This is a genomic window from Leifsonia sp. NPDC014704, assembly GCF_043083605.1.
Lineage (GTDB): Bacteria > Actinomycetota > Actinomycetes > Actinomycetales > Microbacteriaceae > Leifsonia.
This window is the reverse complement of record NZ_JBIBYW010000001.1, coordinates 1,718,824-1,733,567: the sequence shown is the minus strand read 5'-3', so window position 1 is coordinate 1,733,567 and position 14,744 is coordinate 1,718,824. Positions and strand designations below refer to the sequence as shown.

At 69.7% G+C, this 14,744-nt stretch carries 12 protein-coding genes; 7 read left to right on the top strand and 5 right to left on the bottom strand.

Features of this window, described 5'->3' with window-relative positions:
- Window positions 1-5: 5 nt before the first annotated feature.
- From ACF1AJ_RS08515 to ACF1AJ_RS08500, 4 genes are read right to left on the bottom strand one after another with little or no spacing between them, the layout of a single operon-like run.
- The gene (locus ACF1AJ_RS08515; protein ID WP_391506937.1) at window positions 6-1,013 is read right to left on the bottom strand and encodes an AAA family ATPase; all 1,008 of its coding nucleotides are present in this window, start codon (window positions 1,011-1,013) and stop codon (window positions 6-8) included.
- Window positions 1,014-2,303: a DUF4350 domain-containing protein gene (locus ACF1AJ_RS08510; protein ID WP_391506936.1), complete on the bottom strand. Its 1,290-nt coding sequence runs from the start codon at window positions 2,301-2,303 to the stop codon at window positions 1,014-1,016.
- A complete protein-coding gene (locus tag ACF1AJ_RS08505; RefSeq protein WP_391506935.1) occupies window positions 2,300-2,959 on the bottom strand; it encodes a DUF4129 domain-containing protein in 660 nt (219 codons plus the stop codon). Before ACF1AJ_RS08505 ends, ACF1AJ_RS08510 begins: the two co-directional genes overlap by 4 nt.
- Entirely contained in the window at window positions 2,944-4,248 is a 1,305-nt protein-coding gene (locus ACF1AJ_RS08500; RefSeq protein WP_391506934.1) for a hypothetical protein, read from the bottom strand. The genes ACF1AJ_RS08505 and ACF1AJ_RS08500 overlap by 16 nt, the downstream gene beginning before the upstream one ends.
- A gap of 180 nt (window positions 4,249-4,428) precedes the next feature.
- Between ACF1AJ_RS08500 and mtrA the strand changes: the two genes are divergently transcribed.
- The 5 genes from mtrA (at window position 4,429) to hpf (ending at window position 10,104) form a co-directional block, all read left to right on the top strand.
- Window positions 4,429-5,112 (top strand): MtrAB system response regulator MtrA, encoded by a 684-nt coding sequence (mtrA, locus tag ACF1AJ_RS08495; protein ID WP_309857241.1) that lies wholly within the window; start codon window positions 4,429-4,431, stop codon window positions 5,110-5,112.
- 15 nt (window positions 5,113-5,127) lie between these two features.
- Window positions 5,128-6,762 (top strand): MtrAB system histidine kinase MtrB, encoded by a 1,635-nt coding sequence (gene mtrB, locus ACF1AJ_RS08490; protein WP_391506933.1) that lies wholly within the window; start codon window positions 5,128-5,130, stop codon window positions 6,760-6,762.
- Window positions 6,763-6,797: 35 nt separating this feature from the next.
- Window positions 6,798-8,468, top strand: coding sequence for an LpqB family beta-propeller domain-containing protein (locus ACF1AJ_RS08485; protein ID WP_391506932.1), 1,671 nt, complete (start codon window positions 6,798-6,800; stop codon window positions 8,466-8,468).
- A gap of 99 nt (window positions 8,469-8,567) precedes the next feature.
- Complete coding sequence (locus tag ACF1AJ_RS08480; RefSeq protein WP_391506931.1) at window positions 8,568-9,311, top strand: ComF family protein; 744 nt, start codon at window positions 8,568-8,570, stop codon at window positions 9,309-9,311.
- Window positions 9,312-9,402: 91 nt separating this feature from the next.
- Window positions 9,403-10,104 (top strand): ribosome hibernation-promoting factor, HPF/YfiA family, encoded by a 702-nt coding sequence (hpf, locus tag ACF1AJ_RS08475; protein ID WP_391506930.1) that lies wholly within the window; start codon window positions 9,403-9,405, stop codon window positions 10,102-10,104.
- Between the two features lie 94 nt (window positions 10,105-10,198).
- Here hpf and bla read toward each other — a convergent pair whose 3' ends face one another.
- Window positions 10,199-11,122 carry a class A beta-lactamase gene (bla, locus tag ACF1AJ_RS08470; protein WP_391506929.1) on the bottom strand — a complete coding sequence of 308 codons (924 nt, stop codon included), beginning with the start codon at window positions 11,120-11,122 and terminating at the stop codon, window positions 10,199-10,201.
- A gap of 102 nt (window positions 11,123-11,224) precedes the next feature.
- On the opposite strand from bla, the gene ACF1AJ_RS08465 reads away from it, so the two are divergent.
- Together ACF1AJ_RS08465 and secA are read left to right on the top strand one after the other, a co-directional pair.
- Complete coding sequence (locus tag ACF1AJ_RS08465; protein ID WP_391506928.1) at window positions 11,225-11,806, top strand: RBBP9/YdeN family alpha/beta hydrolase; 582 nt, start codon at window positions 11,225-11,227, stop codon at window positions 11,804-11,806.
- Between the two features lie 81 nt (window positions 11,807-11,887).
- Window positions 11,888-14,695 carry a preprotein translocase subunit SecA gene (gene secA / locus ACF1AJ_RS08460; protein WP_391506927.1) on the top strand — a complete coding sequence of 936 codons (2,808 nt, stop codon included), beginning with the start codon at window positions 11,888-11,890 and terminating at the stop codon, window positions 14,693-14,695.
- Window positions 14,696-14,744: the final 49 nt, after the last annotated feature.

The window sequence follows — 14,744 nt, the reverse complement described above, 5'->3', positions numbered from 1 at the left end:
GGGGCCTAGATCGGAACCTGGACCTGCTGCAGGATCGACCGCAGGATCGCGTCGGCGCCCACCCCTTCGAGCTCGGCCTCCGGGCGGAGCTGGATGCGGTGGCGCCACACCGGCACGAGCATCGCCTGCACGTGGTCCGGAGTGATCGACTCGTAGCCCGAGAGCCAGGCCCAGGCCTTGGCGGCGGCAAGCAGCGCGGTGGTGCCGCGCGGACTCACGCCGAGGCGCACGGAGGGGCTGCGGCGGGTCGCGCGCGCGAGGTCGACGATGTAGGCGAGAACGTCGGCGTTCGCGCCGACCAGGGCCGCGGACTCCCGCGCCGCCTGGAGCTCGGCGGCGCTGAGCACGGGCGTCACTCCGGCGGCTGCGAGATCGCGCGGGTTGAACCCGGCGGCGTGACGGCGGAGCACCTCCACCTCGGTGTCCCGCTCGGGTACATCGAGTGTGAGCTTGAGCAGGAAGCGGTCGAGCTGCGCCTCCGGCAGGGAGTAGGTGCCCTCGTACTCGATCGGGTTCTGCGTCGCCGCCACGATGAACGGGTCCGGCAGCCGGCGGCTGACGCCGTCTACGCTGACCTGACGCTCCTCCATGGCCTCGAGAAGGGCCGACTGCGTCTTCGGGGGCGTCCGGTTGATCTCGTCCGCGAGCAGGATGTTCGTGAACACCGGCCCCTCACGGAAGACGAAACCGCCGGTCTGGGCGTCGTAGACCAGCGAGCCGGTGACGTCTCCCGGCATGAGGTCGGGGGTGAACTGCACGCGCTTCGTGTCGAGACTGAGGGCCTGGCTGAGCGAGCGGACCAGCAGGGTCTTCGCCACACCGGGCACGCCCTCCAGCAGCACGTGGCCGCGCGCCAGCAGCGCGATCATGAGCCCCGTGACCGCGCCGTCCTGTCCGACGACCGCCTTGCCCACCTCGGTCCGCACGGCGGAGAGGGCGGAGCGGAGGCGCGCCGCGTCAGCGGGTGCGCCGGGGGAGGAGGGGAACGCCGTCCCCGTCGTGACGTCTGTCATTCATCCATTCTTCCGGTCGGGCCCTGCGGAGGGCGTAACGGCGGACGCGGTGGCTCTCTCGAGCTCCGCGAGTTCGTCGGACAACGCGATCAGGTCGCGGTCGGTCTGGGGGATGCGCTCGACCAGCAGGTCGCGGACGGCCAGTCGGTCACGGCGCGTGATCGCAGCGACGGCGTCGGCGACTTCCGACACGGTTGCCGTGGTCGGCAGACCCGCGAGAGCGGAGAGCCGGCCGATGGTTCCGACGCGCAGGGCGTCGGCCGCGCGCAGCCGCGCGGACGACCGCTGATAGAGGCGCGCACGGCCCTCGCGGGTCTCGCCGGCGCGGACCACCACCGGCAGGCTCTCGACGACGAGAGGGCCGAACCGGCGCCCGCGCCAGATCGCAGCCGCGATGAACACCACGACGAGCAGCAGCATCACCGGGGTGACCCACCCGGGTGTGAGCTCCGCGATGTCCGGCGGCCCACTCACCGGACGGTCGTCGAGGGAGGGCAGGTACCAGACCAGAGTGCGGTGGCCGCCGAGGAGGTTGAGGGCGAGGGCCGCATTGCCGAGGCGGTCGACGCCGTCATTGGTCAGCACGGCGGCCGATCCGAGCAGGTAGACGGGTGAGGCGTTGAAGGAGGTGCGCACGAGCGAGGAGCGCCCGCCGGTGTCCGAGAAGCACGCTGCAGCGTCGTCGGCCACCCGGAAGGTCCCGGGGACGACCACATCCTCCGTCGTGGACGTGGTGCGCGGGTCGATGCGCTCGGCGCGCTCGGCGGCGGGCACGTCGCAGTCGGCGGGAGCCGGACCACGCGGTTCCCCCGCCGCCGTCACATCGCGATCGAGGGTCTGCAGGGCCTCGAAGTCCGGTTCGACGACGACCAGCGTCCGTCCCTCCCCGGTCAGGGCACGATAGCCGTCCGAGGTCAGGTTGCCGAGGGGATCGTAGACGAGCACGGTGGCGCCGTCCTCGGCGGCCGCGGTCGCACGGTCGAGCGTCGACACCGTCCGGACATCCACCCCCTGCCCGCGCAGCACCTGCGCGACCGCCTTTGCTCCGGCGGGTGCGGGGTTGGTCGCATCGAGCGTCTCGCCCGGCGCGACGCGTCCGCCGGTGAGCAGCGCGCCGCCCAGCGCGATGACGACCGCGATCACGGCGAGCACGATCCACGGGAGCGCGCGGCGGGCGGTCTGGCGGACCGTCGGGGTCTGAGCCGTCGCAGCCTGAGCCGTCGTCGCCTGTGGGTCGCGCGTCTCGCGCTGGACCGTCTCCGGGCCGCGCGCGGGTGCCGGGGCGCTCATGCGTTCACCGCCGGCAGTGCAGCCCGCACGCGCTGGAGCCGCTGATCCAGCGCGACGAGGTGCTGGTACGCGGCCTCGGTGCCGGGCCGGTCGAGGTAGCGGACCTCATCGAACGCGCGGGCGGCCTGCCGGAGCGCGTCGCCCTCGTCGGTCGCGATCCGCGCGGCGTGCGCGGCGAACTCGTTCGCCGTCGTTCCCGGAGTCACGTGGACGAGCGTGCGCTCGTCGAGCGAGACGGCGATCGCGCGGAACTGCTCCTCGACAGCGGTCACCCAGTCGCCCTGACGTGCTGCCTGTTCGGCGGAAGCACGCAGGTCGGCGGCGCTGCGCGCCTCGTCCGCTCCGAACAACGCGCGCCGGTCCAGAGTGGAGCGGCGATTGACCCGTGGCCGCCCGAACAGGAAGAATGCGGCCACGATCAGGCCGGCGATCACCAGCACGACGACGAGGAGCAGGACGGGTGCGGCGTCGCCGCCCGGACCCTGGAACAGCGAGCCGATCCAGTCCTGCACGGCTTTGGACGCGAGATCGAACCACGTCGGCTTCGCCGCCTGGTACTCCGGGCGCGACAGTTCCCCGCGCAGCCAGTCCTGCGCTTCCGGCGAGCTGGGGTCGACCGGGACGTCGAAGCGGATCACGGTCAGGCGTTCGGCCACCCGGCGGGCGGCTGCGGAGGCTGGTACTGCTGAGCCTGCGGGAGATAGGGGTCGGGCAGCTCCTGCCCCGTCTGGCGGCCTTCGACGAAGCGCACCAACTGGAGGTCGAGCCCTTCCTTTCGCATGCGGAGGTCGATGTAGAGCAGCGCGACCGCTGCCGTCTGGATGACGCTGCCGATGGCACCGATGATCGAGGTCACGATGCTGGAGAGCACATTGACGCTCAGCTGCGTGACCAGCACTTCCTGCATGGGATCGGCCGAGGTCGCCGACGTCGGCGCGAACACCCCGCCCGCGAGACCGCCGATGATGCCGAAGGGGATCGCGACCGTCTGCGTGATGGCGTAGACGATCACACCGACCAGCAGGATGATGCCCAGCGTCCGCCAGAAGTAGCCGGTGGTGAGGCGCCACGATCTGGCGACAGCCTGCGTCAGCGGCAGGCGCTCGAGCACGATCACGCTCGGCACCATCGCCAGCTTGGTGTTGATCCAGAACGCGAGCGGGATCAGAGCGAGACCGCCGACGACGCCCACGAGCACTGCTCCGATGGCCCCGGCGCTCCCACCGAGCGCGGCCAGCGCGACGACGACGGCGACGACCAGGGCGATCACGACGATCCAGGCCAGAGCGAAGAGCAGGGTCCATCCGATCAGTGCACCGATCCGCCCGCGGACCAGCTGCCACAGGGCCCGGAAGGTCAGCTTGTCGCCGAGGGACTCCCGGGCGACGTCGCCGACGATCACGCCCTGGAGCAGGGCGCTGAACACCGTCGTGATGACGAGCGAGAGCACGCCGAGCAGGATCGTGCCGCCGATGAAGCCGGCCTGGAGCGCCGGCTGATCCCGCGCTTCCGCGGAGAAGACGCGACCGGCCAGCAGGCCGATCCCCCCGGCGATCACGACACTCACCACGATGGACGGGATGCCCTGCAGCAGAAGCGCCGCGCCGACGGTGATCCGCGGGTTGCGGCGGAGCGCCTGGAACGGGGCGGCGAGGAGCGGGCCGAGCGTCAAGGGCCGCAGGGGGATGAGGCCGGGCTTCGGCGGAGGAGTCCAGGCGGGCTGTGCGCCACCCGGCGGGTAGGCCTGCTGCCATCCCGGCTGCCCGGCAGGCGGCTGCTGCCATTGCGGCTGCTGACCGTACTGCCCGTATTGCGGCTGGCCGTACTGTGGCGGCTGCTGTTGTCCGTACTGCGGCTGCTGCCCGTACTGTGGCGGCTGCTGCTGCCCGCCCTGCGGCGTGGACCCGTTCGAGCCGGGCGCCTGCCAGTTATGTTCGTCGCTCACGCCGTACCTTTCGTTCCCCCCGTGCGTTGCTCCCATGCTGGCACAGTGCTCCCGCGCGCGCTGTCCCATCCACAGGGCACGTAATGGTTTCATTCAAGCTGGTAGCAGACTGCTCCATTACGCTGGTCATGTCACTTCACGGCCAGAGGCCGCTCGAGAGGGGTTCGGGGAACTTCGCACATGACTAGTCGCATCCTGGTTGTCGACGACGACACCGCGCTTGCGGAGATGATCGGCATCGTTCTCCGCACCGAGGGATTCGACCCCGTGTTCTGTGAAGACGGATCCCTCGCAGTGGACACCTTCCGGTCGTCCAAGCCCGACCTCGTGCTGCTCGACCTGATGCTCCCCGGCCTCGATGGGATCGAGGTGTGCGGTCGCATCCGGGCCGAGTCGGGCACCCCGATCATCATGCTCACCGCGAAGTCCGACACCGCCGACGTCGTGAAGGGCCTCGAGTCCGGGGCCGACGACTACATGGTGAAGCCCTTCAACCCGAAGGAGCTCGTCGCGCGCATCCGCACACGGCTGCGTCCGGCGCCCGCCGCGCCGCCGACCGACGAGCTGACCGTCGGCGACCTCATCGTCGACGTCGCCGGGCACGAGGTGCGCCGCGGAGACACCCGCATCGCGCTCACCCCGCTGGAGTTCGACCTCCTGCTCGCACTCGCCTCCAAGCCGCAGCAGGTCTTCACGCGCGAGATGCTGCTGGAGCAGGTCTGGGGCTACCACTACAAGGCGGACACGCGTCTGGTGAACGTGCACGTGCAGCGCCTTCGCGCCAAGGTGGAGCAGGACCCGGACAACCCGAAGATCGTCATGACCGTGCGCGGCGTCGGCTACCGCGCCGGCGCCGCGGCCTAGCGACCGGAGCCACGGATGGGCGCGCGGTGGCCGACTCGGGACTGGTGGCGCCAGGCGCCCACCCGTCTCGCGCGCCTGTGGCGCAGCTCGCTGCAGTTGCGGACCGTCGCCATCACGCTGCTGCTCACCGGTGTCGCCATCCTCGTCACCGGCGTCTACATGTCGCTGAGCATCAGCAACGACCTGTACCAGTCGCGGCTCGACCAGGCCCTCCGCGATTCCAGCCGCGCGACCACCACCGCGCAGTCGACCCTCAACGCCTCCGACGTGTCCTCCGGGGATGCGGGCAAGAACCTGCTCAACACCGTCCTTCAGAGCGTGCAGGCGTCGACGTCGAGCCGTCTCGTCGCGGCGTACCGGGTGCCGGGACAGGACACCGGCATCCTCGCCCCGCCCGACCGCGGCAGCCCGGCCATGAACTCGGTCATCTCGGCCGAACTGCGCGAGAAGGTGCAGAACGGCGGATCGAAGCAGTACTACCAGTCGGTCGCCCTGCCTGCCGGAGGCGATACCGACCCGGGCATCGTGGTCGGATCGCAGCTCACGTTGCCGTCGTACGGCAAGTACGAGCTCTACATCGGCTACAACCTGCGCGACTCCGAGAACACGCTGCTCTTCGTGCAGAACACGCTCCTGCTGGCCGGCCTCGCCCTCATCCTGCTCATCGGCGCCATCACCTGGGTGATCGTGCGGTTCGTGGTCGAGCCGATCCGCGTCGCAGCGCGCACCAGCGAGAGGCTCGCCGCCGGCGACCTGGCCGTCCGCATCCCGGAGCGGGGTGAAGACGTGTTCGCGACCCTCGCCCGGTCGTTCAACGGGATGGCGGACAGCCTCCAGAGCCAGATCAACCAGCTGGCGACGCTGTCGCAACTTCAGCAGCGGTTCGTGTCGGACGTGTCGCACGAGCTGCGCACACCGCTGACCACCATTCGGCTGGCCGGTGACGTCATCTTCGACCAGCGGGAGGGGTTCGCGCCGGCCACCGCCCGGACGGCCGAGCTGCTGCACACCCAGATCGAGCGGTTCGACCGCCTGCTCTCCGACCTGCTCGAGATCAGCCGCTACGACGCAGGGTCGGTCGTGCTCGACGCCGAGCCCACCAACCTCGTCCGGCTCGCGGAGGACTGCGTCGACGAGCTCAGGACGCTGGCCGAGCAGAACGGTTCCGAGCTGATCCTCGACGCCCCCGGCGGCTACTTCGACGTGCCGATGGACCCGCGGCGCATCCGCCGGGTCGTGCGCAATCTCATCGGCAACGCGATCGAGCACGGCGAGGGGCGTCCGGTCGTCGTCACCATCGACAGCAACGAGAGCGCCGTCGCCCTCACCGTGCGCGACTACGGCATCGGGATGAGCCCGCAGGACACGGGCCATGTGTTCGACCGGTTCTGGCGGGCCGACCCGTCGCGCAAACGGACGCTCGGCGGGACGGGCCTCGGACTCGCGATCTCGCTGGAGGACGCGACGCTGCACTCCGGCTGGCTGCAGGTCTGGTCGGCGCCGGGAGCCGGTTCGTGTTTCCGGTTGACCCTTCCACGCGTCGTCGGACGCGAGATCACCGCATCCCCTCTGCCGCTCCCCCCGGCCGACGCCGGGGCGACCATGCCCGCGACGAACCCGTCCCCGACCGGGAGCGAGGCCCACGCATGAGCGGGCGCAGGCGGTCGTGGCGAGTGCGTGCCGCGGTGGCTTCGGCGACCGCACTGGTGCTGGTGGCGCTCGCCGCATGCGCGAGCATCCCGGACTCCGGACCCGTGCGGCAGGGCGCGCCGGTCGCGCAGGTCAACGACCCGCTCGACCTGGACTTCAACCCGTCGCCGCCCGAGAAGGGCGCGAGCCAGCAGCGGATCGTCCAGGGATTCATCGATGCCGCGTCCAGCCCCAAGAACAACTTCGCCATCGCCCGCGAGTACCTGACACGCTCCATGGCGGCCAACTGGAACCCGGACGAGTCGGTCACCGTCGACGACGGGCGCAACCGCAGCTATGACGACCAGGGCACGCTGTGGCGAGTGGAGGTGACCCCCGTCGCCAACATCGACGCCGTCGGTGCGTTCCACCCCGTCGGGAGCACCGCCCCGGTCGGTCTGAACTACCAGCTGGTCAGGGAGAACGGGGAGTGGCGCATCTCGGTCGCGCCCGACGGCGTGGTGATCGACGATCCCACGTTCCGCGCCGTCTACACGCAGCAGACCCTGTACTTCTACAGCCCCGGCTACGCCTACCTCGTCCCGGACGCGCGCTGGTTCCCGGCACGGGTGGCATCGGCCGCGACGCGGGTCGCGAGCTCGCTGCTCGCCGGTCCGGCGCCGTGGCTGACCGGGGCGGTGGCGACCGCGTTCCCGAAGGGGACCCAGCTCGCCGTCCCCTCGGTGACGACCGCGGGCGGCGTGGCCCGGGTCGACCTCAGCTCCGAAGCGGCCCAGGCCGATCCGACCCAGTTGCAGCGCATGCAGTTCCAGCTCGAGCAGTCCCTCGGCAGCCTGGCGCAGAGCGTCCAGCTCTCGATCGAGGGCAATGTCCAGCAGGTCCCGTCGCTCAGCGCCGCTGCTCTGCCCATCCGGAATCCGTCCGTCGATTCGCATCCGTTCGTCGATCGCGGAGACGTGTTCGGCCCGCTCAACGGCGACACCGTCAGCGCGTTGAGCGGCCTCAGCGACAAGGTCGCGTCGTTGCACCCGTCGGCGATCACTCTCAGCGCTTCCCGTGATCAGGCCGCAGTGCTGTCGCAGGCCGGCGTGTACTCGGTGCGCAAGAACGGCGATCCGGTGCGGGTGGATGCGCGGCCCGGCCTCATCGGACCGTCGCTCGACGCCGACGGCTGGGTCTGGTCGGTGCCCGCTGCCACCCCCAACGCCATCCAGGTCGCCACGGCTACCGGCGCCGAGCCGCACGCCGTCACGGCCGTCTGGCCGAACGCGACCGCCATCCTCTCGCTCGCGGTCTCCCGGGACGGGACGCGTGTCGCAGCGCTCCTCAAGACCGCGACCGGCTACTCGCTCATGGCCGCGGGCATCGTGCGCGGCGGCAACACGTCGCCCACGTCGTTGACCGAACCGGTCGAGCTCGCGGTGCCGACATCGGAGCCTCGATCGGCCGCATGGACCAGCGATCTCACCATCGCGGTGCTCAGCTCGACGAACGGCGAAGCCACCAGCATCGCGCAGCAGACGGTCGGCGGCGAGCAGACGACGACGTCCGGTCCGGCCGGCGGCCGGACGATCGTCGGAGCGTCGGGGCTGGCGCCCTACGTCGTCCTCAGCGCGGACGGTACGCTCCTGGCGCCGACCGGCACGGGCTGGCAGGCGCAGACCGACAAGGTGGGCGCCGTGGCGGTGCAGCAGGGGCAGCCCTAGGGCAGACGCCGCGTGCTCACAGCCCCGGCGCCCCGCCGGTTCTCCACAGATTCGGCGGTCGACGGTCCCCCCTCGGTGCCGCACCCGGATGCTCGAACCATGACAGCTCACGCCCTGGTCCGCGAATCCCTCCTCGACGCCGCCGCGATCGTCCTCCCCGTGCGATGCGCCGGGTGCCGTCGCCCCGATCGATCGCTCTGCGACGAGTGCGAAGCGGAGTTACGACCGGTCACCCGCCTCGACGCTGTAGGCGAGATCCCGGTCTGGTCCGCGCTGAGCTATGAGGGCGTCGCCCGACGCGTGCTGCTCGCCTACAAAGACGGCGGCCGAGTGGATGTGGTGCGAGCGCTGGCGCGCGCCCTGCGTTCCGCGGTGGTGGAGGCGCAACGGCAGACCGCGCGGGGTGGACCGGGCGGCGGGGGAGGCGCCGCATTGCTGCCGGTGCTGATCCCCTCCACCCGATCCGCGTGGCGCCGCAGGGGCTATCACCCGAGCCGCTCGGTGCTCGCCCGCGCGCACATCCTGGTGCCACCCCTCTGGCGGGCGCTCCGACTTTCGCGTCAGACGGCTGACCAGGCGGGGCTGAACGTGGTGCAGAGGTCCGGCAACCGGCGCGGCAGCTTTGTGGCCTCGAAGCGGTTAGCGGGCCGCACCTGCCTGATCGTGGACGACATCGTCACGTCGGGGGCGACCATCGCCGAGGCGGCGCGAGCGATTCAGGCCGCGGGAGGCCGAGTAGCGGGCGCGGCAGCGATCGCGCGGACGCCGCTCCGCGCTGGAGGACGTCTTCAGGGAGCACCCAGAACACCCAGGGGGGATGCCGTATGTTTTCCGGTTTCTTAATGGGGTCGGCGGCACTACGGTAGTCGAAAAGGTGTGGTCGATCCGCCCTTCGTGATCCGGGCGGTCGTCACGCCGGAACAGGGAGGTCTCCATGGACATCAACATCATCGGACGCAACCTGGGTATCACTGATCGCTTCCGGGAGTACGCCACCGAGAAATCCGAGAAAGTGGCGCACCTGGCCGAGAGGGCGATCTCGTTCGAGATCAAGGTCAGCAGGCACAACGAGAAGCTGGGAAGCCAGAACGGCGACGACCGGGTCGAGCTGACGCTCGTCGGTCCGAAGGCGGTCGTGCGGTCGGAGGCGACCGGACAGGACAAGTACGCGGCCTTCGATATCGCGCTCGGCAAGCTCCTCGAACGGGTGCGGCGGGCGAAGGACCGACGGAAGGTCCATCGTGGTCAGCACAGACCGACCTCGTTGCGTGAGGCGAGCACCGACGGTTTCAGCGCGGTCGGCCTCGCGGCGGCTCCCGTCGCGGTGCTGGACCAGGTGAGAACCGGCACACTGCCCGCCGTGTCCGATGAGACGGAGGAGAAATCGGAGGCGGAGGAGGAGTACTGCCCCGTCGTCATCCGAAAGAAGGTCTTCGCCTCCGTACCGATGACCGTGGACGATGCTCTGTATTACATGGAGCTCGTCGGCCATGACTTCTATCTGTTCGTCGACCAGGAGACCATGCGTCCCAGTGTCGTCTACCGGCGCAAAGGCTGGGATTACGGCGTGATCTCGCTCGACGAGGAGGCCGAAGAGCTGCAGGAGGTCGCGACCGCGGCACGCAAGCTGGGCTGACCGCGGCAGCACCCGCGGGAACGTCGATGGCGGCCGCCCAGGCGGCGGCCGCCATCGACTCTGTCACGGCCGCGGCGCCAAAGTCCCAGCGGCGTCAGAGCCCCAGCGCCGTCGACACGACCTTCGCGGTGTCCGCGATCAGCGCGTTGTCGTAAGTGGCGTCCTTGTCCGCTTTTCGGGAGAGCACGACCATCACCACAGGAGCGTGACCCGGTGCCGTCAGCACCGCGATGTCGTTTCGCGTTCCATACGACGCGGCGCCCGACTTGTCGGACACCGTCCACCCGCTCGGGGCCCCAGCCCGGATGAGCAGATCGCCCGTGGCGTTCCCGGTCATGCCGTCCACGAGGAGCTTCCGCCTGTCTGCGGGGAGTTCGTCGCCGAGAGCGTACGCCCGCAGATCGGTGGCGAGGGCGCGGGGAGTGCTGGTGTCCCGCGGGTCGCCCGGAGCCGCCTCGTTCAGGTCAGGCTCGGTGCGCTCGACCTCCGTCGTCTCGTCGCCCAGCGCACGGAGTGACTTCTCGAGTTCGGCCGGTCCGCCCAGGTGACGGAAGAGCAGATTGGCCGCAGTGTTGTCGCTCTTCTGAAGCGCCGCCGCGATGATGTCGCGCAGCGGCATCCCGACGCCCGCCATGGTCTCGGTGACAGGCGAGTAGGAGACGAGATCGTCGCTGGTGTACGGAACCGTGGCATCCAGCTGCTCGTCCGAAGACCGGGCGAGCACCGCGCCGGCGAGGAACACCTTCGAGGTCGACGCGTACGCGAAGCGGTCGTCCTGGCGGTAGCCGACCGACCGGCCCGTGCCGGTGTCCACGGCAGAGACGCCGAGGGTCGCCCCGTACTGCGACTCCAGTTCGGCCAGTGCGCGCGCCGCCGACTCGGAGCGTGGATCGGCGGTGCGTGTCGCTGGCGAGTGGGGCGACGTCGACGGTGACGCAACACCCGTGGTGGAACACCCGGTGAGCGCCGCGACAGCGATGGCGGCACCGATGAGGGAGCGGATCGGGCGAAGAGTCATGTCTGCGAGTCCTTTCGAGAGCGGTGCTCGTCGGCATCCGGCCCCAGGGATATCCTGGCCGCCTGGGCTGAGTCGTCCCCTCGGACAACCGGAAGGGCGTGCATGCGAACAGTCATCGTGCCGGGCATCGGAGGCTCGGATAGCGAGCATTGGCAATCGATCTGGGAGTCCCGTCATCCCGAGATGCGACGCATCGAGCCGTCCTCCTGGGACGAACCCGATGCGGAGGACTGGTCCGGAGCGCTCGATCGTGCGGTGGACGGGGGACGGGCCATCCTCGTCGCGCACAGCCTCGGCTGCCTGCTCGCTGTGCGCTGGTCGCACCTCCACCCTGAGAACGTCGCCGGCCTGTTCCTGGTGGCAGCCCCTGATCCGGCAGGTCCGCGGTTCCCCAGGGAGGCGGAGTCGTTCTCGGCAGGGCTCGATGTCACGCCCGCCGTCCCTGTCCTCATGATCAACAGCGATGACGACCCGTACTGCTCGCCGGAGCGCGCGGAGCAGTTCGCGGCTCAGTGGGGTGCCGCCAGCGTCTCGCTCGGCGCACGCGGACACCTCAACTCGGCGAGCCGCCTCGGTGGGTGGGACGAAGGAGCCAACCTCCTGACCGCGTTCACCGCCGGCATCCAGAGTCCTCCCAGGCCGGGCAGGTCGAACGTCGGGGTGGAGCAAGTAGCATGTCTCTAGCGTCGGCGGAGTATGCCGTCCGGCGTGCGTCCGCCGGGGCGCCGGGCTGTCAGCCCGACCGAGCGTAAGTGGAGTGCATCAGTGGCCTCAGTTCTTGAAAAGGTCCTCCGTGTTGGCGAGGGCCGTACCCTTCGTCGGCTGGAGGCGTATGCGAAGGCGGTCAACGCCCTCGAAGACGACTTCAGCGAACTCACCGATGAGGAACTCGCGCACGAGACCGTCGAGCTGCGCGAGCGCTACGGCAACGGCGAATCCCTCGACGACCTCCTCCCCGAGGCGTTCGCGGCCGTCCGCGAGGCGGCCAAGCGCACCCTCGGGATGCGTCACTTCGACGTGCAGATCATGGGCGGCGCGGCGCTCCACCTCGGCAACATCGCCGAGATGAAGACCGGTGAGGGCAAGACCCTCGTCGCGACCACGGCGGCCTACCTCAACGCGATCGCCAGCCGCGGGGTCCACATCGTCACCGTCAACGACTACCTGGCGAGCTACCAGTCCGAGCTGATGGGTCGCGTGTTCCGCGCCCTCGGGATGACGACCGGCGTGATCCTCGCCGGCCAGACCCCCGAGGAGCGCCGCGAGCAGTACGCGGCCGACATCACCTACGGCACCAACAACGAGTTCGGCTTCGACTACTTGCGCGACAACATGGCCTGGCAGGCGAGCGACATGGTGCAGCGCGGCCACTTCTTCGCGATCGTGGACGAGGTCGACTCGATCCTCATCGACGAGGCGCGCACGCCGCTCATCATCTCCGGTCCGTCCTCCGGCGAGGCGAACCGTTGGTTCAACGAGTTCGCGAACCTGGCGAAGCGCCTCACGCCCGACGTGGACTACGAGGTGGATGAGAAGAAGCGCACCGTCGGTGTGCTCGAGCCGGGCATCGAGAAGGTCGAGGACTACCTCGGCATCGACAACCTGTACGAGTCGGCCAACACCCCGCTCATCTCGTTCCTCAACAACGCCATCAAGGCGAACGCGCTGTTCAAGCGCGACAAGGACTACGTGGTGATGAACGGCGAGGTGCTGATCGTCGACGAGCACACCGGCCGCATCCTGGTGGGGCGCCGCTACAACGAGGGGATCCACCAGGCGATCGAGGCGAAGGAAGGCGTGGAGGTCAAGGCCGAGAACCAGACCCTCGCGACCGTCACGCTGCAGAACTACTTCCGTCTCTACAAGAAGCTCTCCGGCATGACCGGTACGGCCGAGACCGAGGCCGCCGAGTTCATGAGCACCTACAAGCTCGGCGTCGTGCCCATCCCGACCAACAAGCCGATGCAGCGCATCGACCAGTCCGACCTCGTCTACAAGAACGAGAAGGCGAAGTTCGACCAGGTGGTCGAGGACATCGTGAAGCGTCACGAGAAGGGCCAGCCGGTGCTGGTCGGCACCACGTCGGTCGAGAAGAGCGAGTACCTCTCGCGTCTGCTCGCCAAGCGGGGCGTCCGCCACGAGGTCCTGAACGCGAAGAACCACGCTCGCGAGGCCGCGATCGTCGCCCAGGCCGGGCGTCTCGGCGCCGTGACCGTCGCCACCAACATGGCCGGCCGCGGTACCGACATCATGCTCGGCGGCAACTCCGAGTTCCTCGCCGTCGCGGAGATGAACGCCCGCGGCTTGTCGCCGGTCGAGACGCCGGACGAGTACGAGGCCGCCTGGGAGGGCGTCTTCGAGAACGTCAAGGCGCAGGTCGCCGAAGAGGCGGAGAAGGTCATCGAGGCCGGCGGTCTCTACGTGCTCGGCACCGAGCGTCATGAGTCCCGGCGCATCGACAACCAGCTCCGCGGTCGTTCCGGCCGCCAGGGCGACCCGGGCGAGAGCCGGTTCTACCTGTCGCTCACGGACGACCTGATGCGTCTGTTCAACGCGGGCGCGGCGGAAAGCCTCATGGGCCGCAGCAGCGTCCCGGACGACATGGCCATCGAGTCGAAGGTCGTCAGCCGTGCCATCCGCAGCGCGCAGTCGCAGGTCGAGGCCCGCAACGCCGAGATCCGCAAGAACGTGCTCAAGTACGACGACGTGCTGAACCGCCAGCGCGAGGCGATCTACAGCGACCGCCGTCACGTGCTCGAGGGCGACGACCTCCACGAGCGCGTGCAGCAGTTCCTCACCGACGTGATCGACGACATCCTCGACCAGCACACCGGCGAGGGCAGCGGCGACGATTGGGACTTCGACGCCCTGTGGGCCGAGCTCAAGACTCTCTACCCGATCGGTGTCAGCATCGACGAGGTGATTTCGGAGGCCGGCAACAAGGGCAGGATCAACCGCGAGTTCATGCGCCGCGAGATCCTCTCGGACGCGCGGATCGCCTACCAGCGTCGCGAGGAGTCGCTGGGCGCCCCCGCGATGCGCGAGCTGGAGCGGCGCGTCGTGCTCTCGGTCATCGACCGCCGCTGGCGCGACCACCTCTACGAGATGGACTACCTGAAGGACGGCATCGGCCTGCGTGCGATGGCTCAGCGCGACCCGCTGGTCGAGTACCAGCGCGAGGGCTACGCCATGTTCCAGCAGATGATGGGCGCCATCCGCGAGGAGACCATCGGCTTCCTGTTCAACCTGGAGGTCGAAGTCAATCAGGCTCCTGGCGAGGTCGAGGCTCCTGCGGTCGCCGCGAAGGGTCTCGCGCGGGGTGAGAGCGACACGAAGCTCAGCTACTCGGCTCCGGCCGAGCAGGGCGGCGTCGAGGTGCGCAACCAGCGCGGCCAGCTGGAGCAGGCCGCGACCGCGCGTGCTCAGCGCGCACAGCAGCAGGCGGCCGCCCCGGCCGCTCCGCCCACGCAGGCGTCGAACCAGCGCGGGGCCTTCGGCCAGCGTGTCGAGTCCTCCGACGACGCGGCTCCCGTGAACCGTGCGGAGCGTCGCGCGCAGGCGAAGAAGCGCTGATCGCACCTCTGATCACCAGACGATGGCGGCCCTGCGGGGCCGCCATCGT